The 20,359-nt window shown below is 44.6% G+C and carries 23 protein-coding genes; 17 read left to right on the forward strand and 6 right to left on the reverse strand.

What is annotated here, in order from left to right; genetic code table 11:
* The first annotated feature begins 7 nt into the window (after positions 1 to 7).
* The 11 genes from cpaB (at position 8) to A7E78_RS03530 (ending at position 11,623) form a co-directional block, all read left to right on the forward strand.
* Entirely contained in the window at positions 8 to 814 is an 807-nt protein-coding gene (gene cpaB / locus A7E78_RS03480; RefSeq protein WP_072282929.1) for a Flp pilus assembly protein CpaB, read from the forward strand.
* Positions 815 to 859: 45 nt separating this feature from the next.
* Positions 860 to 2,377, forward strand: coding sequence for a type II and III secretion system protein family protein (locus A7E78_RS03485; RefSeq protein ID WP_072282930.1), 1,518 nt, complete (start codon positions 860 to 862; stop codon positions 2,375 to 2,377).
* 16 nt (positions 2,378 to 2,393) lie between these two features.
* On the forward strand, positions 2,394 to 2,684 hold the full coding sequence (locus tag A7E78_RS03490; RefSeq protein ID WP_072282931.1) for a hypothetical protein: 291 nt from the start codon (positions 2,394 to 2,396) through the stop codon (positions 2,682 to 2,684).
* A 65-nt stretch (positions 2,685 to 2,749) separates the two neighbouring features.
* Complete coding sequence (locus tag A7E78_RS03495; RefSeq protein WP_072282932.1) at positions 2,750 to 3,208, forward strand: TadE/TadG family type IV pilus assembly protein; 459 nt, start codon at positions 2,750 to 2,752, stop codon at positions 3,206 to 3,208.
* A 21-nt stretch (positions 3,209 to 3,229) separates the two neighbouring features.
* On the forward strand, positions 3,230 to 4,489 hold the full coding sequence (locus A7E78_RS03500; RefSeq protein WP_072282933.1) for a TadG family pilus assembly protein: 1,260 nt from the start codon (positions 3,230 to 3,232) through the stop codon (positions 4,487 to 4,489).
* Between the two features lie 64 nt (positions 4,490 to 4,553).
* Complete coding sequence (locus tag A7E78_RS03505) at positions 4,554 to 5,732, forward strand: CpaE/TadZ family protein (protein ID WP_072282934.1); 1,179 nt, start codon at positions 4,554 to 4,556, stop codon at positions 5,730 to 5,732.
* A 10-nt stretch (positions 5,733 to 5,742) separates the two neighbouring features.
* Positions 5,743 to 7,098, forward strand: a complete 1,356-nt coding sequence (locus A7E78_RS03510) for a CpaF family protein (protein WP_072282935.1) — start codon at positions 5,743 to 5,745, stop codon at positions 7,096 to 7,098.
* An 11-nt stretch (positions 7,099 to 7,109) separates the two neighbouring features.
* Positions 7,110 to 8,087 carry a type II secretion system F family protein gene (locus A7E78_RS03515; RefSeq protein WP_072282936.1) on the forward strand — a complete coding sequence of 326 codons (978 nt, stop codon included), beginning with the start codon at positions 7,110 to 7,112 and terminating at the stop codon, positions 8,085 to 8,087.
* A gap of 9 nt (positions 8,088 to 8,096) precedes the next feature.
* Positions 8,097 to 9,077 carry a type II secretion system F family protein gene (locus tag A7E78_RS03520; protein ID WP_083552629.1) on the forward strand — a complete coding sequence of 327 codons (981 nt, stop codon included), beginning with the start codon at positions 8,097 to 8,099 and terminating at the stop codon, positions 9,075 to 9,077.
* Positions 9,078 to 9,137: 60 nt separating this feature from the next.
* Positions 9,138 to 10,088: a tetratricopeptide repeat protein gene (locus tag A7E78_RS03525; RefSeq protein ID WP_072282937.1), complete on the forward strand. Its 951-nt coding sequence runs from the start codon at positions 9,138 to 9,140 to the stop codon at positions 10,086 to 10,088.
* Positions 10,085 to 11,623 carry a hypothetical protein gene (locus A7E78_RS03530; protein ID WP_072282938.1) on the forward strand — a complete coding sequence of 513 codons (1,539 nt, stop codon included), beginning with the start codon at positions 10,085 to 10,087 and terminating at the stop codon, positions 11,621 to 11,623. Before A7E78_RS03525 ends, A7E78_RS03530 begins: the two co-directional genes overlap by 4 nt.
* Here the strand turns inward: A7E78_RS03530 and A7E78_RS03535 are convergent.
* Positions 11,572 to 12,351 (reverse strand): dolichyl-phosphate beta-glucosyltransferase, encoded by a 780-nt coding sequence (locus A7E78_RS03535; RefSeq protein WP_072282939.1) that lies wholly within the window; start codon positions 12,349 to 12,351, stop codon positions 11,572 to 11,574. The two genes, A7E78_RS03530 and A7E78_RS03535, sit on opposite strands and share 52 nt — an antisense overlap.
* Before the next feature lie 86 nt (positions 12,352 to 12,437).
* On the opposite strand from A7E78_RS03535, the gene A7E78_RS03540 reads away from it, so the two are divergent.
* The 6 genes from A7E78_RS03540 (at position 12,438) to A7E78_RS03565 (ending at position 18,544) form a co-directional block, all read left to right on the forward strand.
* A complete protein-coding gene (locus A7E78_RS03540; RefSeq protein ID WP_072282940.1) occupies positions 12,438 to 12,872 on the forward strand; it encodes an SH3 domain-containing protein in 435 nt (144 codons plus the stop codon).
* 42 nt (positions 12,873 to 12,914) lie between these two features.
* Positions 12,915 to 14,636, forward strand: coding sequence for a glycosyltransferase family 39 protein (locus tag A7E78_RS03545; protein ID WP_072282941.1), 1,722 nt, complete (start codon positions 12,915 to 12,917; stop codon positions 14,634 to 14,636).
* 16 nt (positions 14,637 to 14,652) lie between these two features.
* Positions 14,653 to 15,588: a glycosyltransferase family 2 protein gene (locus A7E78_RS03550; RefSeq protein WP_072282942.1), complete on the forward strand. Its 936-nt coding sequence runs from the start codon at positions 14,653 to 14,655 to the stop codon at positions 15,586 to 15,588.
* 73 nt (positions 15,589 to 15,661) lie between these two features.
* On the forward strand, positions 15,662 to 16,810 hold the full coding sequence (locus A7E78_RS03555) for a glycosyltransferase (protein WP_072282943.1): 1,149 nt from the start codon (positions 15,662 to 15,664) through the stop codon (positions 16,808 to 16,810).
* A gap of 86 nt (positions 16,811 to 16,896) precedes the next feature.
* Positions 16,897 to 17,607 (forward strand): class I SAM-dependent methyltransferase, encoded by a 711-nt coding sequence (locus tag A7E78_RS03560; protein WP_158516062.1) that lies wholly within the window; start codon positions 16,897 to 16,899, stop codon positions 17,605 to 17,607.
* Complete coding sequence (locus A7E78_RS03565) at positions 17,597 to 18,544, forward strand: lysylphosphatidylglycerol synthase domain-containing protein (RefSeq protein WP_072282945.1); 948 nt, start codon at positions 17,597 to 17,599, stop codon at positions 18,542 to 18,544. The genes A7E78_RS03560 and A7E78_RS03565 overlap by 11 nt, the downstream gene beginning before the upstream one ends.
* A gap of 102 nt (positions 18,545 to 18,646) precedes the next feature.
* On the opposite strand, the gene A7E78_RS03570 is transcribed toward A7E78_RS03565, so the two are convergent.
* From A7E78_RS03570 to A7E78_RS03585, 5 genes are all read right to left on the reverse strand, one after another.
* Entirely contained in the window at positions 18,647 to 18,919 is a 273-nt protein-coding gene (locus A7E78_RS03570; protein ID WP_145924836.1) for a hypothetical protein, read from the reverse strand.
* Positions 18,920 to 18,957: 38 nt separating this feature from the next.
* The gene (locus tag A7E78_RS03575) at positions 18,958 to 19,224 is read right to left on the reverse strand and encodes a hypothetical protein (RefSeq protein WP_072282947.1); all 267 of its coding nucleotides are present in this window, start codon (positions 19,222 to 19,224) and stop codon (positions 18,958 to 18,960) included.
* Between the two features lie 48 nt (positions 19,225 to 19,272).
* Positions 19,273 to 19,506: a hypothetical protein gene (locus A7E78_RS03580; RefSeq protein WP_072282948.1), complete on the reverse strand. Its 234-nt coding sequence runs from the start codon at positions 19,504 to 19,506 to the stop codon at positions 19,273 to 19,275.
* Positions 19,507 to 19,551: 45 nt separating this feature from the next.
* Entirely contained in the window at positions 19,552 to 19,695 is a 144-nt protein-coding gene (locus A7E78_RS15005) for a hypothetical protein (protein WP_158516063.1), read from the reverse strand.
* Positions 19,696 to 19,953: 258 nt separating this feature from the next.
* Complete coding sequence (locus tag A7E78_RS03585) at positions 19,954 to 20,229, reverse strand: DUF4242 domain-containing protein (protein WP_072282949.1); 276 nt, start codon at positions 20,227 to 20,229, stop codon at positions 19,954 to 19,956.
* Between the last annotated feature and the right edge of the window lie 130 nt (positions 20,230 to 20,359).

Genomic DNA, 20,359 nt, shown 5'->3' on the forward strand with positions numbered 1-20,359 from the left:
GGTTTTCATGAAAAAGTACGGAACCATTATCGCTTTAGGGCTGGCCATCCTGTTCGGCGTAGTGGCCGTGATTCTGGTTAACAAATGGTTGTCTGCCCAGAATCCGACAGTCACTGTAGAACGCAGCAGCGAGAGCGTCCCCATGGCCCAAATCGTGGTCGCGTCAAACGACTTGACTATTGGCTCGCGTCTGACCAGCGAGAATTTGTCCCTGGCCAAATGGCCAAGAACCAGTATTCCCAAAGGAGCCTTTGAAAAGATTGAGGATGTCGAGGGACGAGTCAATATCTCCAAGATGGTCGCAGGAACTCCTGTCCTCGGCGCTGAACTGGCCGCTCCAGGATCCGGAGCCGGTCTCGTAGCGGTTATCAAACCCGGCATGAGAGCCATGGCCATCAAGGTTAATGAAGTGACCGGCGTCGGCGGCTTCATCCTGCCCAATACCTTTGTCGATGTCATTTCCATACAGAAAAAGGGCAAGACAAGGACAGCAAAAACTCTGCTGCAAAAAATTGAGGTTCTGGCTATCGCCCAGGAAACCTTCATTGAAGAAGGCAAGCCTAAAGTAGTTCGCACCGTTACCCTTGAGCTAACACCTGATCAAGCACGCAAACTAGCGTTGCAGACCAATGAAGGCCCAATTCGGTTAGTGCTGCGAAATCCTTTGGATGAAGACATACCTAAACCGAAAGTGGTCCGCCGGGTTCGCCGGGTGCGTCCCCGGGTTTACACCCCACCCCCTCCGACCTTCGAGGTAGAGATTATCCGCGGGGAAAAAGCACCGGAAAAATATCAGTTCAAACAGCAACCTTAAGCTGCTGCCGTTACAGATCGCGGTTTAACCAATCAGGAGGTCACTATGAGAAAATTTCGTTTAATTGCTAAGCCGATGAGACTGGCAGCGGGATTGGCACTGTTGCTGTTTGCCGCCCCACTCTTCGCGGCAGAAATCGAGCATCTGACTCTCGATGTCAACGTCGGGGGCTCAGAACTGGTTAAAATAGCCGAACCGAGCCGCAGAATGAAAATACTGATTTCCAATCAGGACATCATTGGTGCCCGGCCACTTAAAGCCGACCTGATCAACGTCTATAATCTCGGGAAAAAAGTCGGATACTCGCGAGTTACCGTCTGGGACGATTATAAGCGGGAAGTCCGGGCCATCATAGACGTCAACGTCTCTCTCGACGTCACCCCGCTTAAACAGAAATTGCATCAGCTCTATCCGAACCAAGACATCAAGGTCTATTCCTCCGAATCAGGCATCGTCCTGTCCGGCAGCGTTTCAGGCCCCGAGGTAATGGAACAAACACTTCGCCTCGCAAGGACTTTTCTGCCACCCAAGGCCGAAGGGGATCGCAGCGAAGAAGATACTGGCAAGTCCGGTGACGGCATCACCAACTTGATGAGAGTGAGCGGCATTCAACAAGTCATGCTCGAGGTCAAGTTTGCCGAAGTCACCCGTTCTTCCAGTCGCGACCTGAGAGCCGCCTTCGGCTGGGACGGCCTCATTGGGGATGACATTGCCGTGGGTGGAATTGGGGGCCTGGCGACCAATTCGAACGGCACCCTGAGCGGCGCCACGCCTGGAAGCCTGCTCCTGAATTTCGCTAATTTTGGAGGTGATATCCCAGCTAACATCTTTGTCGAGATCGGCGATTTTTCAGCCGCCCTGCGCTTTCTGGAAGAAGAAGGCCTTGCCAGACTGCTCGCCGAACCTCGTTTGGTCACCCAGAGCGGTCAAGAAGCTAGCTTCCTGGCCGGTGGTGAATTCCCGATTCCTGTTCCAGATGATGACGGCATCACTATAGAATACAAGGAATTCGGTGTCGCCCTACGATTTACCCCGGTCGTCCTCAGCAACGGAAAGATCAGCCTGCGCGTGGCTCCAAGCGTCAGTGACATTGCCTCCAGTAGCACAATTCCAACAGGGACTATCACAGACTTTGTTGTGCCTAACCTGATCACCCGCAAACTAGAAAGCACGGTCCAGTTGTACGACGGGCAGACCCTGGCTCTAGCTGGCTTATTACAGGATTCCTTGCGAGAAAGTGTCAGCAAAATACCTGGGCTTGGAGACATCCCAATCATCGGTACCTTATTCCGCAGTACCAGCTACCAACAAGAGAGAACTGATTTGATGATCTCAGTGACGCCGCACCTGGTCACGGCAAACAAAGAAGGCACCATCAAGTACCCAGGTCAAGACATGAAGATCCCTAATCGTTACGAATTTTATCTGGAAGGCCGTCTGGAGGGACGCAGGTCTGGCGATATGGATACCCTGGGTGTGCATTCTTTCGGCCAAGAAGTCCCAGAGAGCGAACAAGGCGGACTTGAAGGATCCTTTGGACATGAACCTGTAACGGCCGAATAAAGATAAGGAGCGAGCTATGAAAACAATGATCCTTTTGCTGGCAAGTTCAATACTGCTGGTAGGCTGCGCCTCCTTTGAAGAGGCCTACTATGTCGATCGCGAATTCGGGAAACAAAGCCAGGAAACCTGGGATATGCAGGTAGCCTACCCCGATTACCGTTACGCAGCAGACCAGACCACCGGCGAGTTTAACAACCCGGAAGATCTTGAAGGCCTGCCTGCTGAAAATGTTATGGAAGTTTACACCGATACCTTTGCCGACAAACCGACCACAGGTAACGTCCTTAACTTTAATGTGACGGATTAAACAGCTTGACCGCTCAATAATTCAACGGTGGTATTAATTACCGAAACAGTGAGCGGGAGGTGCAAATGAAATTAAGATCCGAACAAGGTACAGCGGTTGTAGAGTTTGCAGTGATCTTACCGTTTCTACTGGTTGTTATTTTTGGCATCGTGGAATTCGGGTTTATTTTCTACAATAAAGCGATGCTCACCAATGCAAGTCGTGAGGGAGCTCGCAGGGCAATTGTTTACCAGGTTGACAGCGATGGCAACCGAATTGTCCCAGGCGCTGAAGTTGAGAACGCCGTAACAAGGCAACTCTACAGCGACTTTCCTACAAACAATGAACTGAGGCTGGTTACTTTTGGCACCGATGCCCTAACTATTGATCCAGATAGTTCAGATGGCGATATCGCTACAACGCAAGGGGCATATGTGACTGTACGAGTCGACTTTGACTACAACTTTCTTCTCATCCCCTCTTTTATCCCTGGTATTCCAGGCAATATAACACTGAGTGGGATAACTACAATGAGGGCAGAATAGTGTAAAGAAGGGAAATCGACTATGACTTCACATGGCAAGTTGTCACTTCTTAGACAAAATGAAAGAGGAGCAGTTATAGCCCTTATTGCTATTTTACTTGTGTTCTTTATCGGAATTGTTGCTATTGCTGTTGATGTTTATCACCTCTATGTCGTCCGTAACGAATTGCAAAATGGCGCAGATAGTGGAGCATTAGCTGGAGCTCGTGAACTATATCTGGACGATGGAACAGCAGTTGACCCTAATTCGAACACCATCGCTGCCAATACTGCAATTCAGAATGCTAGTGAAAAAATTCCTGTCGAAGTAGATTACAATGCTGGGGCAAACTCTGGTGATGTCCAACGGGGACATTGGAGTTTCTCTACTCGACAATTTACACCCAATGATTCATTAACGGCAATAGATATTGGCATATATACAGAGGCAGAATTAGACGCAAATTTAGATTATATAAATGCCATCAGAGTTGCAACTCGCAGGCAAGGCACCCCTGCTGCATCCTTTTTTGCACGAATCTTCGGCTATGAAGATTTTGCAGTTAGTGCAGAGGCCGTAGCATATCTTGGATATTCTGGATCACTCCTCCCCTCTGATGTTGACCAGCCAATTGCAATATGTGAAGAGTCTATCCTAAATGGCGATGGAGACTATGACTGCAATATGGGTAGAATGCTAAATAGTGGGAATGACCCGAATGCGGCCAACACAGGAGGATGGACAAATTTTTCTCAACCATGCGTAACAGCCAGCAAACCTACACTGGATCCTCTAATCTGTGCTGGAGGCAACCCAAACCAGGTAAATTATGGCCAAGGAATCGGTGCAACAGGTGGTGTCCAAGATGTTACTTTTAATTCTTTTGAGACTTGTTGGGAAAATGAAACCGACAAAAAACGTGTTTGGAATATGACTCTCCCCGTAATCGAATGCCCCGCCAATAATGTTAGTAATTGTCCAACGGTAGTAGGAGCTGTCAATGTTGATGTCGTATGGGTACAACGTGATAATCCCGATAAGGATTTCACTGACGCCCCTAGGGAAATGGAAGATTGGAGTTGTCCAGATGGAACACCTGGGTTTGATTGTTGGAAAAGTTTCGTAGACCATTTCAATCTTGCAAATGTTAGCGGCCCACCAATAACAGATCAAGACTATAAAGATATGTTCCAAAAAAAGGCCATCTTCTTTCTTCCCTCTTGTGAAAAAATAGCACCTGCTGGTGTCACTGGAGGAACTAATTATGGTGTTCTAGCAGAAATTCCAGTTTTAGTTGATTAGATGCCATAATGCTACAAATACAATTTTCAATTGGAAATGTATTTTAACTTTATAGAGGTACTGCATGGCCAACAATTTAATCATAGCTGTCGAATTGGCCGACAACCACCTTGCCACGGATGTCTTAAAGACCCTGGAAGCCATTCCTAACGTGGAGGCCGTTCAGTGGTTCGACTCCCTGGGCGAAAAAGGGGCTGTGGCCGTTAAAGATTGCCCGGAAATCATTATTATAGACGACCGTCCAGATATTCAGCAGTTAAACAATCACCTGGCGTTGCTTCGCGAGTCCTTTCCGGATGCTGCTTACTTCGTCGTCGCTTCAGATCAAAGCCCAAAACATATTATCGAAGTCATGAAGGCGGGTGTAGCGGAATATCTTGTCACTCCAATTGACAACAAAGTTCTGCACAACGCCGTTGAAGACATTCGCGCCAAACTGGCCAATGCCGGCAAAATTGCCCGCGGTTCGGTATACAGCTTTATCAGCAGCAAGGGTGGACTTGGGGCATCGGTACTCGCCGTTAACACCGCCTATGCCCTTGCACAAAAAAAAGAGTCCAACGTTGCCCTGCTGGATCTCAGCCTGCAATCCGGGGACGCTTCGGTAATGCTCGACATACTACCAGAAACATCGATCAGCGACCTGGTTAAAAACTTTCACCGCATGGATGCTTCTTTTCTATCAGCGGTCATGACCAAGGCATTTAAACAATTTGATTTTCTTGCCGCCCCAACCAGCCCAAACGAATGCCAGGGAATAAACGGTGAGCATATTTCAGCAATAATCGAATTAGGGAAAAAACTCTACGACCACTTGATTGTCGACTGCACGTCGATGCAAATCAACGAATGTTCTCTTGAAGCCTTTGATGCTTCTGAAAAGATATTCGTCGTTATTGACTTGTCGGTTCCGGCCATTCGCAACGCCGCCCGCTTATGCGAATTACTCGAAAAGCATCTGATCCCGTCAGACAAGATTGAAGTGATCGCCAACCGTTTTATCAAGGGCGGAACGCTGTCTTTAGCCGAAGTCGAAAAGACCCTGGAAAAGCGTGTGTCCTGGCTGTTCCCAAATGACTTCAAGAGTGTCATCAGTGCCATCAACAAGGGCATACCGCTTATCAAGTTCAGCCCGGGGTGTCCCTTGTCCAAGAATCTTGCAAGTTTCGCCGACAATTTGACCAAACATCAAACAAACGAAAAGTTCCGTGGCATCCGTGGAACCTTCGGGCGCGCAATTTAGGAGGTCTGTTATGGCATTTAAAAATTTATGGGAACGGGAAAAGCCCTCAGCCGAAGAGACCGACCAAAAGGCAGCCGCCAGCGGCGAAAGGGTAGCATTTTTCTACGACATCAAGCACAAAATCCATAATCGCTTTGTTGAAGAAGCCAATCTTTCGGCATTAGAGAATATGGATGCATCCGAAGTACGCGTCGAAATAGTCAAGATCATCGACTATTTCTTAAGCGAGGAAAAAGCCCTTCTTAACGAAGAAGAAAAAAAGGCCCTTGCTGAAGAGATTCTTGATGAGCTAACCGGTCTCGGCCCCATCGAACCATTTTTTAAAGATCCGACCATTTCCGATATCTTGGTCAATACCTACAAAAATATTTATGTCGAGCGTAAAGGTCTTCTGGAAAAGACCAATGCCCGGTTTATCGACAACGCCCATCTGATGAATATTATTGACCGAATTATATCGAGGGTTGGTCGTCGCATAGACGAATCGTCACCGATGGTCGATGCCCGACTGGCTGACGGCAGTCGTGTAAACGCCATCATTCCACCTTTGTCACTCGATGGTCCGATTCTCTCTATACGCCGTTTTTCCGTTGACCCTCTGAAGATGGATGATCTGATTAACTTTAAAACCCTGATACCGGACGTCGCCCTACTCCTTTCAGGCTGCGTGCAAGCCAAACTCAACATCATGATTTCCGGTGGTACCGGCGCCGGTAAAACAACTCTGCTGAACATCCTCTCCGGGTTTATCCCCGGAAAGGAACGAATCGTCACCATTGAAGATTCAGCGGAACTTCAATTGCAACAAGAGCATGTGGTAAGACTTGAAACCCGACCGGAAAGTATCGAAGGCACCGGCCTGGTGAGTCAGCGTGATCTGGTAAAAAACAGTCTGCGGATGCGCCCGGACCGAATCATCATCGGTGAGGTCCGCGGTTCCGAAGCTTTCGACATGCTGCAAGCCATGAATACCGGTCACGAAGGGTCTCTCACGACCATCCATGCGAACACCCCGAGAGATTCACTGACGCGATTAGAATCCATGATTCTCATGACAGGCATCGATCTACCGGAACATGCCATGCGCTTCATGGTTTCATCAGCCCTCGATCTGATTGTGCAAACCGCCCGCCTGACTGACGGTACCCGAAAGGTGACCTCTATCAGTGAGGTAGTCGGCATGGAAGGCGATATCATTACGCTGCAAGACATCTTCGTCTTCGAAAAATCTGGTATCGATAAGAATGGCAAGGTGCTGGGGCGATTCCGGGCAACCGGTATTCGGCCCAAGTTTGCCGACAAGCTTGAGGTTGCCGGCGTCAACCTGCCGGATGATTTGTTCTTTTCCGGCAAATCTTTTGAATGACGGGAGGCACCGTGGATGTATTGACATTACTACTACTGGCCGCTGTTTTTCTCTTCACCGTATCCCTGGTCGGCATGATTTTCCTGGCGTGGACCGAGAGTCGATTTGCCGAAAAACATGTCATCAAAAAACGACTCTACTACATCTCCGCCGGGGGTAAACATGGCCAGGAAAAACTTAAAAAATATCGGGAACGAGTTCTCAAAGACGTAGGAGCCTTTGAAAGCTTGGCTTTGAAAATGCCACGGGTCAGCAGTCTTGACCGCTTACTGCTCAAAGCCGGCATACCGTTGAATGCGACGACATTCATCATTGGTACCGTTGCCTTCGCCGCCATCGGAACTCTACTCGGCCTAAAACTGCTACCACAAGCCATTACCGCTTACGGCTTGGGAATACTCTTGCTGGTTTTACCCTTTCTCGCCCTCAAGGTAGCTGAAAGAAATTATTTCAACCGATTTCAAGAGCAGTTGCCTGAAGCACTTGACCTGCTGGCCAGAGCCCTGCGTTCCGGTCACGCCCTGACCAGTGGCTTGGAGATGGTAGCCACGGAAATGGACGACCCCATCAAGTCTGAAATCGGGGCGGCTGTCGACGAGATAAATCTCGGTCTGACCTTTCAGGAGGCCTTTGAAAACCTCTGTGCCCGAGTGCCAAGCACCGACTTGCGATTTTTCACTATCTCCGTCCTGATTCAACGGGAAACAGGCGGCAACATTGCCGAGATCCTTGACAACATCAGTCGGCTGATACGGGAACGCATCCAATTCGCCCGTCAGGTTAAGGCCCTGACGGCTGAAGGTCGATATTCCGCCGGTGTCCTGATCAGCTTACCCATCTTTCTCTTTATCTATATCTACTTCGCTAATTACACTTACCTATCGCTGCTTTGGAGTGAGGAGTTAGGCAAATATATGATGTTCGGAGCAGTCATAAGCCAGATTGTTGGATCTTACTTGATTAAGCGCATTGTAACCATTGACATATAAGGGGCCCTTATGAACCAGATAATGACATACTATTTCTGGATCGTTGACAACCTCACTTATTTCGGTTTGTTGCTGCTGGTATTCTGTGCGGTCGCATTGGCGGTTTACGGCATTTACTATTTGTTCCTTAAGCCGAATCCCACCGAGGAGCGCCTTGAACGTCTAGTGCCTCACGGCGATGCCGGCACACATGTCAAACCCAAATTACTGGATGACAACGATAGTGGTTTTGTAACCAGAGTTACCCAACCGATCAATGAATTAATTGCTCCCCGCAGCGGCGATATTGCCAAACGGTCACGGTTGCGCCTGATTCAGGCAGGTTACCGTTCGAAGCATTCATACCAATATTTCTTTACGGCCAAGGTGTTGCTGGCACTGCTCTTGCCGGTACTCTATCTTGCCGCAACGGCCTTCCATGCGTTTTCCCTGGTTCGAATCCTTCTTGTCGTGCTGCTGCTGGTCATCGGCTTTGGCCTTCCTGACAGTATCGTGGGTATTATTTCACGGTCGCGTCAAAAGCGTATCACCAAAGCGCTACCCGACGCCCTTGATTTAATGGTCATCTGTGTCGAAGCCGGACTTGGCCTCGATATGACCTTCAAACGCGTTGGCGATGAAATTCGCCCGATCTGCAGCGACCTGAGCGATGAATTTGCTTTGACCAATCTTGAAGTACGGGCTGGAAAAAATCGAGCGGATTGCTTTAAAAACATGTCGCTCCGAACAGGAGTACCTGAAATTAACAACTTAATGACTATTCTGGTTCAAACCAACCGATTCGGAACGAGTCTGGCCAAGGCCCTGCGGGTGCATTCGGATGCCATGCGCATCAAAAGACGTCAAATTGCGGAAGAAGTCGCAGCCAAATCGACCGTTAAACTTATTTTCCCTTTGGTTTGTTTTATTTTCCCCGCTATCTTTGTCGTACTGATCGGGCCTGGCGTTATACGAATTATTAAAGTACTATTCCCTGCCATGGGCGGATAATTGCACCCCCTGGCCAAATTTTCATGCAAATATTTTGTGGCAATGCCAAGGAGAAATCAAATGAAACTATTCCATCCATTTTTTAATGGCCAGACTTCTTGCGCCAATCTTGCCCTGCTTATTCTGTTGTCCCTGCTTGTGTCGGGTTGCACATCTAAGACGCAGTATGTTTCCCCCTCGAAGCTCACCATTGAAGAAGCGTCTGCGGACAATGACCCATCCAAGAAAATTGCTAACCTTTCTTATGAGCAATTGATCCAGAAGGCTGACTATTACAAAAAAAATGGCAACAAACAACTGGCGACCCTGCATTTCGAAAAAGCGCTTTCAAAAAAACCAAAATCCATGGCGGCAGCAATTGGTTTGAGTCATATGCTGCTTCTTGAAGGCAAAATCGAAGAAGCGCAACAATTGCTGGAATCCGCTTTAGAAAACGAGAATAATAATGTAGCTGCGTTGACCTTAATGGGCAATATCTCTCGGAATCGAGGAGACCTGGATAGATCTTTGGAATTCCTCAATGAAGCCTATCAGCACGCCCCCCAAAACCCGGAAGTTCTCACCGAATTGGCGATCACCAACGACCACATGGGCCAGGAGAGGCTGACCTATGCTGAACCCCTTTATAAAAAAGTTGTCTCTTTAAAACCCCGCTCTTCCGCTGCCCATAATAATCTTGGGTTTAATTATCTATTGCAGGGACGTCACCAGGATGCGGCAAAAACCTTTACCAAAGCCTTGGCTCTGGATCCCGGCAACAAACGTGCAAAAAATAATTTAGGGGCTGCCTATCTCCTGAATAATCAGACCGAAGAGGCACTCAAACTGTTTCAAGATACTGTTGGTCAGGCCGCAGCCTATAATAATCTCGGTTATATTCTGATGACCCGGGGGGATTGGGAAAAAGCGGAGAAGGCTTTCAAAAAGGCCTTGCAACTGAACCCATCCTTTTATGTCCGAGCTCAGGAAAACCTCGAGCAACTTGACCACTTGCACAGCAGCAGACAGTGATTCGGATCTCTTTCAACCCTGGAATCTCTTTTTATCAAATGAAATCAAAACAACAATCACTCGCCATACTGCCTGACATCCCAGGTTTGTACGGCTTCATTGTATTTGTCACCCTGTTTCTTTTTGATGGCGGTAAGTCCTTGCTGGACGGGGATACTTTTTGGCACGTCAAGGCCGGCATGACCATGCTTGACCAGGGAAGTATTTTAACCCAGGACATTTTTTCCCATACTGTCAGCGGAATTCCGTGGACGGCCCATGAATGGCTAGCGGAAGTCATTATGGCTGCGCTGCACCGATTCGGCGGTTTACAAGGTGTGGCGTTATTCTTTTTTTTCATTGCAGCTCTGAGTTTTTGGATTTTATTTCGCATTGCCCGCCACTTAACCCGCGACTGGCTTGCGTTACTATGGGTGTCAACAGCCTTCGCCTTTTCAATGACTCATCTGTTGGCAAGACCGCATATTTTCAGTTGGCTGTTCGGTGTTTGTACCCTTGGCTTGCTGGTGAAAGGAGGCAGGGCAAAATATTTCCTCCCCCTGCTCATTGCTCTATGGGCCAACCTGCATGGCGGATTTATTCTCGGGCTGGTGCTACAAGGCATATTTATAGCCGGAGCTATACTGGATAAGGTTTGTCTAGCTGGTTTATCTCAATGGCGGAACATCCTACACTCCCAAAAACATGCCTTGATTATACTGTTCCTTAGCATTGTGACCTCAGGACTTAACCCTTTTGGCTATCACCTGTTAATCTTTCCTTTTCTGGTAACCAAAACGATCTTCACCACCGGTATCGGCGAATGGCTGGCTCCGGACATGCAGAGGGAAATTTTCTTCCGGTACTACCTGATCGCCGTCATTTTTCTTGTCTCATTACCGCGTTTGCAAATCAATTGGACCAATCGCTTACTGCTCGTTTTCTGGATCAATGCCTCACTGGCGCACGGCAGGTATATCAGCATGGCTTCGGTTTATTTGGTTCCCCTGCTGGCACAAATCGGCAACCAAATAGTAGATCGTCTGCCATTGAAGGATCGAAAGGCATCCGGGAACGAACTTCGCCTTTCCCCCTATTCCGGATTAATCGCTACAGTCGGATTATTCTTGATATTGTTTTGTAGCAGCATTTACCAGTCGCCGCTGCGACCCTTAATGGCTGCAGTCATTCCGGTTAAATCTGAATATCATCCAGTCGCCGCTGTGAACTATCTCAATTCAGCGCCTCTGGCAGGAAAGATGTTCAATAAATATGGTTGGGGTGGGTACCTGATCTACGCCCTTGACCCCTCCCAACCGGTATTTATCGATGGCCGTGCAGATATGTACGGAGAAGAACTATTTAAGGAATACAGGAAGGTCGTCGCTATCGACAAGGATATCGACACGATTCTTGAAAAACATGACGTGAGTTGGGTACTCTACCCCAGCGATACGCCATTGGTAAGATACTTGCTCGCCGGTAATCGCTGGAAGCAAATTTATCAGGACGAAGAAGCTTCTGTCCTATTGCGCAATCCAATTCTACGACCATAATAACCAAGCAAAGCATAGCTGCGAATAATCACCAGGTCTTTAAACATCTGAAGTGAATGATATATCGGGTGTACCTTGCTTTGGGTGTCATTCGTCCACAAGACACCGACTTCTTTAACTTTAAAGTCTCTCTTTTTTGCTATATACAACATTTCAACATCGAAGCTGAATCCGTCTATATAACAGTCTTTAAATATATCGAGAGCAATAGCTGCTTTAAAACACTTGAACCCGCACTGAGTATCATTAATTTCAGAAACAGCTAATAGTTTTACAATTTTGTTAAAAGTTTTTCCCATAAGCACCCGGTAAACCGGCTGCCGCTTAAGTATGCGGGTGTCTTTTCTAGCCCTCGATCCTATGGCAATATCGCAACCATCGTCTATGGCTTTAAGGAGTTTCCGAACCTCCCGGAACGGAGTTGAGAGGTCCGCATCACAATAGAGGACATAATCTTTTTTCGCCGCTAGCACACCGGTTCTTACAGCATGCCCTTTCCCCATATTGTGTCTGTAACTTATCAAGCGTACTTTTTTATTGATAGCTGTAAATTTTTTAACTATTTTTGCAGTATCATCGTTGCTTCCGTCGTCAACAATAATTATTTCAAAATCAAGAAACCTTCTCTCAACTTCTCTCAAAAGTTTTGGCAGGCTATGAATAATTCTGTTTTGTTCGTTATAAGCAGGGACAATAACGGATAAGCAGTGGCTAGTCTTTCTTGACATGCAATCCTCCCTTCAATTGAAAACGAGATAATCACATGTATAGTTTAACTAAAGATTGAACTTATTCTACTGAGGCGAGAAAAAATATGAAATACTTCCTCTTGATGACATTTCTTTTATTTAACATTTCTTTATGTCAAGCTGAGATTGTCTACGTAAAAATCCATACGGGCACATTGTGGTCTCAGCCTGGTGGGCAATATGCCTTTGAGACTTTAAAGGTACCTCGCCACTACCCTCTTTCGGTCCTTGAAAGTAGCTCTGGGTATCTAAAAGTCAGGGATTACGCTGGACAGACTGGTTGGGTAACGACCGACCAAGTAGGACCGCAAAAGGGAATTGTTGTGGAAATAGCCAGTGTCAACATACGGAAAGGGCCTGGGAAAAACTACCCTGTCCTATTTAAAGCATATAAGGGCGTGACTTTTAGAGTTCTTGAAGAGAAGGAGGGATGGCTTCATGTCAGGCATGAAAATGGGGACAAGGGATGGGTGATTAAATCCTCTACTTGGGGACTATAAGGGTCAACCATTTAATTTTATATTAGTGGATGCGATTTTAGAATGAAAAGTTTTTACAAGCAAACAACTGAAAACATTATACGCCGTATAAATTCATTTTTTTTGCTATTAATTATTTTAGAAATAGTTTTAAAGTTTTTATTGGTGACAAGACATAAAATAGGTTGGGATGAATTCTATTTCCTATCAATTGTACATTCTTTTAAAAGAAATGAACTTATCCAACCTTTTCAAAGTTTTCATGTCCACCTTTTAGGATGGATACCAGGATTTGCTGAAAACGAGGTCGTTCAGGTCATAGCTGCACGATGCTTTCTCCTCCTGCTCCTTATTGCCTCCGGTATATTTCTCTACCTGATTTCTCGGGAGTTTTTAAATAAAAGCGGGGCTCTGTTTTCTGTTTTTTGCTGGCTTTCTTTTTCCAATATTATCAACCATGGTGCCAGTTTAAGAGCCGACTCCTTTTGCACCTTCTTTTTCCTGTTGGCGGCCTTTGCCTTGTTGCGGGTAAACAGGGGGCGATTATGGGCAGCCATTGCCGGTATCGCTATGGGTTTATCCGTTCTGGTCTCTATCAAAGCTGTCATTCATCTTGCGTCGCTTTTCGCATTGCTAGGCTTTTTACTTTTTATTTCTCATCAAAAAAAACTGTGTCTTAAAAAAATAGCCCTTTTTTCTGCCCTTGTAGCTTTAACTTTTGGCCTTGGTTTTATCCTTCATCGCCAAACATTAGTTCAAACAACGTTGTTGGCAGAACAAGACTTCATCAGCCGAACCTCGTCGCAAGCCAGAGTTTTTGATGAATTTTTCCCAAAGGTAGGATACTTTTCCGATTCCCTAAGAAAAAACCTGATTACATGGTGGCTGCTGGGGGTCGGAGTCTTTTACTCAATTTTTGACCTGAAAAAGGGGACAAACAAAAGAGTTGTTGTTCTTCTTGCCTTCCTGGTGCCTATTTTTACCCTTCCCTTTTATCGCAACGCATTCCCTTACTACTACTTTTTCATAATCGCTCCGGCAATTCTATTTTGCGGATTCCTGCCGCATAGAATTCTGCAGGATTTTCAAAAGACAGGTTCCAAAGCCCTATTGCTCCCCCTTGCCATTATTTGTCTGCCAATCGCAGGCAGCGCCGCATTTCACTACTATAAAGCCTTCAACAAACCAAACAAGCCGCAAGAGGAAATCCTAAGCGTCGTCCACAAAATGTTTCCCGCCCCTGTTCCCTACATAGACGGATGTTCTGCTGTTTCATCTTTCCCGAAAGTGGGATTTTTTATGAGCAATTGGGGCTTTGAAAACTATTTTGCTGCTGGAAAGCCCCTTTTCCGAAATATCCTACAGGAACAGCAACCACAATTCATTTTAGCGGATACACCTCATCTGGATTTCAGACTTCCCCGAAATCATATATTTTTTGAAATAAACCATGATTTTTTTGAAAAGGACAAACACGTATTAGTAAATAACTTTGTAAGATACTGGGGAATGATATGGTTGCCGGGGAAGGTTTTACAGAACCTGACTGCAGGTAAGCAGCAATCTTTTGAAATACTAATCCCAGGACCTTATGTTGTCGATAGTAGCCATCCTGTTGTCATCGACAACAAAAATTTAAAGCCTGGTGAGAAAGCAATACTAACGCCTGGCAATCATCTAATTGAAGCCAAAGAAAACAATCAGAAAATCGTTTTGCGTTGGGATAAAATAGAATATATACCGACAACCCCTCCTCCCGAGATATCCACCTTTTATGGATTTTAATTTAGAGGGTTCCTAAATGAAACTTATAATCCAAATCCCTTGTTTCAATGAAGCCGATACCTTACCTCTGACCTTGGCTAACTTGCCTCGTCATTTAGACGGGATTGAAACGGTTGAATGGTTGGTAATTGATGATGGAAGTGTAGATAATACAGCTCAAATAGCCGAACAATGTGGTGTAGACCACGTTATCAAGCATATTAGAAACCAGGGATTGGCCAAAACATTCATGACAGGAGTAGATGCATGTCTTAAGCTCCAAGCAGATATAATTGTCAATACGGATGCCGACAATCAATATAATGCTGATGACATTCCGAAACTGATTTATCCAATTCTTGATGGAAGTGCCGATTTTGTAATAGGTTCAAGACCAATTTCCTCTATCAAACATTTTTCGTCACTAAAAAAGATCTTGCAAAAGTTTGGAAGTTGGTCTGTCAGAGTTGCAAGTAAAACGGATATAGTAGATGCCCCCAGCGGATTCAGGGCAATCAGTCGTGAGGCCGCTTTACGTCTGAATGTTTTCAATGAATATACCTATACCCTTGAAACTATCATTCAGGCCGGTCAGAAAAACATGTCCATCTTATCCGTTCCAATTCGTGTCAACGGCGTAACACGCCCTTCCCGCCTTATAAAAAGCATTCCATTTTATATTTACAAGTCTCTTCTAACAATCTCTAGAATTTTTGTTGTATACAGACCATTTCGGTTCTTCATGATAATCGGTGTTTTTCTCTTTACGTTAGGTTTTCTACTAGGGATACGATTCCTCCTATTTTATTTCGGCGGTGAAGGGTCCGGACATATTCAATCAGTGATCTTATCTGGGATTTTATTAGTCATTGGATTCCAAACTATTTTGGTTGGAATAATTGCTGACCTACTTTCAGTCAACAGGAAAATCCTTGAAGATATACAGTTAAGAATTAAACTTGGTGGGCTTTAATCTTGAAATTTTTCAAGTACTTATTCTTTAAATCGAATATTTTTGAATACTTTTAAATTTATTAGGTAAAGTCATGAGAGTCGTAGCTTGGGGAACCTATGATAAAGGAAAGCCAAGAGTCAGGATACTACTAGATGGTTTAAGGCAAAATGGCATTGAAATAGTCGAATGTCACGCGGATATATGGAATGGAGTCGAAGACAAGGCTTGTATGAGAAAAAGCTGGAAATTGGTTCCGGTTTTATTAAGGTGGATTTTTTCATACCCAAAGCTAGTTATAAATTACCTTTTATTGCCTAAACATGATGCTGTTTTTGTTGGGTATATGGGGCACCTGGATGCAATCGTATTATGGCCATTTGCCAAATTAAGGGGAGTTCCAGTTATTTGGGATGCCTTTCTTTCAATCTACAACACCATAGTAGAGGATCGCGGCTTAACAAGACGCCTGAATCCACTTTCATTTATTGTATGTATTCTTGAATTCCTTGCCTGTTGTGCAAGCAATTTAATTCTTTTAGACACCAATTCCCACATAGATTATTTTTGTAAAAAATATCCTCTTCCACCCGAGAAATTCCTGAGGGTTTTCGTTGGTGTTGAAAATAATTATTTCTCTGAATTGACAAGCCCTTACAAGGCACCCCAACCAAACGAGCCATTAAAAATTTTATTTTATGGGCAATTCATACCCCTGCACGGAATTGAACACATAATTTCAACAGCAAGGTTGCTGGAAGAGCAAAATATTGAATTTACTATAATTGGAAATGGACAGGAAAAAGAAAAAATCGATAATATGCTTACCAATTATCCACTTCCAAAACTGAAATGGATTCTTTGGGTGCCTTACAAAAATCTTTCCGAGTGGATTGGTGATGCAGACATATGCCTTGGAATCTTTGGAAATTCACAAAAAGCGTCTCAAGTAATCCCAAACAAAGTATTTCAAGTGCTTGCTTGTGGCAAACCGCTCATCACCCGAGATTCACCGGCAATTCGGGAACTTCTGACGCCCGAAATGCCAGGCATTAGGCTTGTCCCACCAGCTGACCCCAATAGAATGGCTGAAGCCATACTTGACATGAGAGAAGAACTTATATCCATTCCTCCTGAAGTTCTTCACCAAAACTTGATAAAAACACTAATCCCCAAAGCCATTGGAAAGACCCTGAAGCCAACCTTAGTCGCATTGGTAAAAAGCCCAAAAGGAACCTTTTGATGCAAAACGACTCTTTGTATGGTGTATGCGCACCAGAAATCGGATGGGTTCCAGCACCGCGGTATTTACTCAGACGTGAGAGGATCTTGGAAATCATAAAACTTCTTCCACGTGGGGATATTTTAGAGATAGGCTGCGGTGCAGGGGCTATGTTGGTTGACCTTTCAAACGCTGGCTTTAACTGCACAGCCCTAGAGACATCGGTCCCTGCTAATCAAATCGCAAAAGAATTAAACAAGCACCATCAAAGCACAAGTATCCATTTAGAGCCATCTGATAATTGGGCTGAAAGATTTGATTACATATTTGCCTTTGAAGTTCTCGAACACAACAAGGACGATAAAGGAATTCTTGAACATTGGCGTGAATGGCTAAAACCAAATGGAACAATGGTCCTATCTGTACCAGCCAAACCTGAATTATGGAATGCACGTGACGTATGGGCTGGTCATTACCGCCGCTATGATAGAAGCAGTATTACTTCAGTATTAAAAGAAGCCGGCTTTATGATTGAACACCTTGAAAGTTATGGTTTCCCCCTATTCAATTTGCTAGAAAGTATTGGAGCAATTTCCCATGGCAAATTTTTTTCAAGACAAAAAGAACTCCCCATAGGAGATAAATTTTCTACCGCTAAAAGTGGCATAGATAGATCATTTGAGGTCCGAATTTTTCCTCTACAAGCAAGCCGTCTAGGGAAGTCTCTTATGAAGTTTTTCTTTTTCCTACAAACCTTATTCCTCAAGTATGATATAGGAAATGGGTATATAGTTACGGTCACAAAAAATGAACGCTAAAAAGATTATATCCTTCTTCGGAATTTTTTTATCGGTTATTTCCTGTATATATTTTATATATTATTTTAAAATCAATTTCTCTGAGATTCCAAGAATAGAAGTTTATTCTAATGCTTATTTATATTTCAGCTCTGCGTTATTTTTATCTTTTTTACCAATTTTACTAGGTGGACTTAGCTGGCATCTACTCCTTGGTTACACGAAAATTACTATTCCAATAAAAACCTCTCTCTTTATTTTTGCAACCTCACAATTTGCGAAATACCTACCAGGTAATTTTACTCATCATATTGGAAGAGTGGCTATTGCCAGTTCCTATGGTTTAAAAATATCACGCGTATTATATACAATGGTTCTGGAATTTTATCTAACTTTGATTTCTAGTTTTATCTTGTCTATTATTTCTTTGAGAATAATTGATAATCCATCACTTTCAATCATACCGCTTTACATACCAAAATTTGTAAAACTTATTATTTTATCTTCTATTATTTTTATTTCAATATTCTCTTGCATATGGATATTTCGGGGAAAACTAGCTCTACCGTTTAAAAGCATGCCAGAAATTCAAACTCTCTCAACTCATAAAAAGGTTTTATATTTAAAAAACATATTATTATACATTTTGAGCTTCTTCTCAATTGGTATTGTCATAAATATTTTGGCTGTTGGTATTTTTAACGCACCCCAAATAAATGTTTGTTTCTTAACTAGTATCTTTTCCATAGCCTGGCTTTCTGGCTTTGTTACACCAGGCGCTCCAGCTGGATTCGGAGTGCGTGAGACTGTTCTGGTTACTTTGCTTGAACCATTTTATGGTCCTGGAATTGCGATAGGCGTCAGTGCATTCCTGAGAATAATAACAACCTCTAGTGATGGGTTGTCTTTTTCCATCGCTCTTGCATGCAAAAAATCGGGTTTGATACTTAAAAGTTAAATCAACCAGTCAAAACAAAATAAGCCTCCCTTCTAAAGAATAGGGAGGCTTATTCAAAGCAAGGTCATACTATGACTTTACCCCAAACAGGTCTGAACAGTATTAGTCAATCACCGTCACACCGGGCTCATCACGGGGAATCCCGATGCCCAGACAAAGCTTGGAAATATTATCAGTTTCTATTCGCGCACCGCATTCATCACGCAACTCGCGGAATGTTTGGCAATCCAGCATCTTCTCGTCGGGCAGCTGAAAAACCGGGTAGCCTGCAGAACCTGCACAGAAGGATTCATTATTGTGCAGTTCGTTTACTGTTTCCAGGCCTCTTTCCCGCGCTTTTTCCGCATCGTCAATTATCAATCTGAGAATCATCATTTCCTCCGCATTTTATTCAAACCACAATAATCGTTAAATTAATCATCCAGCGAGATATGATCTCCGGGATTCTTCAGTTCCGCGATCTCGGGGTAAAACTCTTCTAAGCCTTTCAAAAACTTTTCCTTGTTCTTGAAAGCTGCTTTGATTTCGTGATCCCACGGAATTTCAACGGCATATTGACAATGAGTGCAGGTGTCAATCGCCTTATCACCAACAGGAACAGCTTGATATATGGTGTAGAAATCGCAATTCTTACATTTTTGCCGATGCAAAATCGGCTTAACTTCTCGTTTGTTGATCATTGCATTAATGCCTTGTGGAAAGAGAAAACTACTTGTACTTCTGGCACATTAAAACCGGACATGATCTCCGCGGTTTTTCAAACCAGCTAATGCCGGGAAATGACCTTCTAACGCTCGGATATCTTTTTCGCCGTCGCTAATCAAAGTTTCAGCCTTAGTGTCCCAGACAATCTCCGTAGAATCCTGGCAGTGGGTACAAGTTTTCACTGCCGTATCACCGTTCACCTGTAAATCAAAAACGGTCCAATAATCACAGGCCTTACATTTGTTTCTGAAAATCATTGTTGCCACCTCTCCTTAAATTTAATGCCCAAAAAACCCGCGTTATCATTGCACCCGGATTCGCTGGATAAACTTTTTGGCAGATGCTGTAACGACATGTACCAATCGAAACAGGTAATCGTCAAGATCCCGATGAACAATATAATTCGTCAACTGCTCGCCGTCAATGGCCCAGGCCATTCTATGCATCTCAAACCTTCTATTCGGCTTCCGCAAAAAAATCCTGCCCGGTCAAGGGCAGGATCACAGATGCGTACAGCGCCATGTAGAACCTCTAGATATTTCTGGTCTTAACCTTGATGCATTCGTGAAAACTCACAGGATGGCTAAGCAAAATTTTTGCCCTACAAGGTTTGGTGTTTTTTCAGGGGTGAAGGCATACATCTCGTATATCGAGGCCCTAAAAACACATTGTAACTCCGTAGAGCGAACTTTTTTGCGACGCCATCAACCTTCAGCGGTAATCGGACTGATGACGGTCTTAACTTCGGCAACGCTGTTCGCAGGGAAGCCACCCTGCTGAGCATGCTCTACAACCATCTCTGCATTAGGGGCAATATAGATACAATAAATCTTGTCAGCGGTCACATAGCTTTCAACCCATTGAATCTGAGGGCCGAGGCCTTCCAAAACACCACAGGACTTTTGGGAAATAGCCTTGAAATCTTCAGCTGTCAGGTCCCCAGCTCCGGGAATTTCGCGTTCAATTACGTATTTAGGCATTATGGTACCCCTTTCTAGACTCTGGATAAAATTTACTGCTCGAATGAATTACAGTACGGGGATAATGGTTCCAGCGCATCAAAAAAACCCATATCAAGTCGTCACAGAACCTTAAAACAGTGTTTCACCT

Source organism: Syntrophotalea acetylenivorans (assembly GCF_001887775.1).
Classification (GTDB): domain Bacteria; phylum Desulfobacterota; class Desulfuromonadia; order Desulfuromonadales; family Syntrophotaleaceae; genus Syntrophotalea_A; species Syntrophotalea_A acetylenivorans.

Coding starts and splice junctions, on each gene's coding strand:
- A7E78_RS03510 (WP_072282935.1), top strand. CDS start 5,743: ATGGCATTTAAAAATTTATGGGAACGGGAAAAGCCCTCAGCCGAAGAG.
- A7E78_RS03570 (WP_145924836.1), bottom strand. CDS start 18,919: ATGATGATTCTCAGATTGATAATTGACGATGCGGAAAAAGCGCGGGAA.
- cpaB (WP_072282929.1), top strand. CDS start 8: ATGAAAAAGTACGGAACCATTATCGCTTTAGGGCTGGCCATCCTGTTC.
- A7E78_RS03575 (WP_072282947.1), bottom strand. CDS start 19,224: ATGATCAACAAACGAGAAGTTAAGCCGATTTTGCATCGGCAAAAATGT.
- A7E78_RS03500 (WP_072282933.1), top strand. CDS start 3,230: ATGACTTCACATGGCAAGTTGTCACTTCTTAGACAAAATGAAAGAGGA.
- A7E78_RS03540 (WP_072282940.1), top strand. CDS start 12,438: ATGAAATACTTCCTCTTGATGACATTTCTTTTATTTAACATTTCTTTA.
- A7E78_RS03580 (WP_072282948.1), bottom strand. CDS start 19,506: ATGATTTTCAGAAACAAATGTAAGGCCTGTGATTATTGGACCGTTTTT.
- A7E78_RS03585 (WP_072282949.1), bottom strand. CDS start 20,229: ATGCCTAAATACGTAATTGAACGCGAAATTCCCGGAGCTGGGGACCTG.
- A7E78_RS03495 (WP_072282932.1), top strand. CDS start 2,750: ATGAAATTAAGATCCGAACAAGGTACAGCGGTTGTAGAGTTTGCAGTG.
- A7E78_RS03565 (WP_072282945.1), top strand. CDS start 17,597: ATGAACGCTAAAAAGATTATATCCTTCTTCGGAATTTTTTTATCGGTT.
- A7E78_RS03535 (WP_072282939.1), bottom strand. CDS start 12,351: ATGTCAAGAAAGACTAGCCACTGCTTATCCGTTATTGTCCCTGCTTAT.
- A7E78_RS15005 (WP_158516063.1), bottom strand. CDS start 19,695: ATGCATAGAATGGCCTGGGCCATTGACGGCGAGCAGTTGACGAATTAT.
- A7E78_RS03520 (WP_083552629.1), top strand. CDS start 8,097: ATGAACCAGATAATGACATACTATTTCTGGATCGTTGACAACCTCACT.
- A7E78_RS03550 (WP_072282942.1), top strand. CDS start 14,653: ATGAAACTTATAATCCAAATCCCTTGTTTCAATGAAGCCGATACCTTA.
- A7E78_RS03490 (WP_072282931.1), top strand. CDS start 2,394: ATGAAAACAATGATCCTTTTGCTGGCAAGTTCAATACTGCTGGTAGGC.
- A7E78_RS03555 (WP_072282943.1), top strand. CDS start 15,662: ATGAGAGTCGTAGCTTGGGGAACCTATGATAAAGGAAAGCCAAGAGTC.
- A7E78_RS03505 (WP_072282934.1), top strand. CDS start 4,554: ATGGCCAACAATTTAATCATAGCTGTCGAATTGGCCGACAACCACCTT.
- A7E78_RS03485 (WP_072282930.1), top strand. CDS start 860: ATGAGAAAATTTCGTTTAATTGCTAAGCCGATGAGACTGGCAGCGGGA.
- A7E78_RS03545 (WP_072282941.1), top strand. CDS start 12,915: ATGAAAAGTTTTTACAAGCAAACAACTGAAAACATTATACGCCGTATA.
- A7E78_RS03525 (WP_072282937.1), top strand. CDS start 9,138: ATGAAACTATTCCATCCATTTTTTAATGGCCAGACTTCTTGCGCCAAT.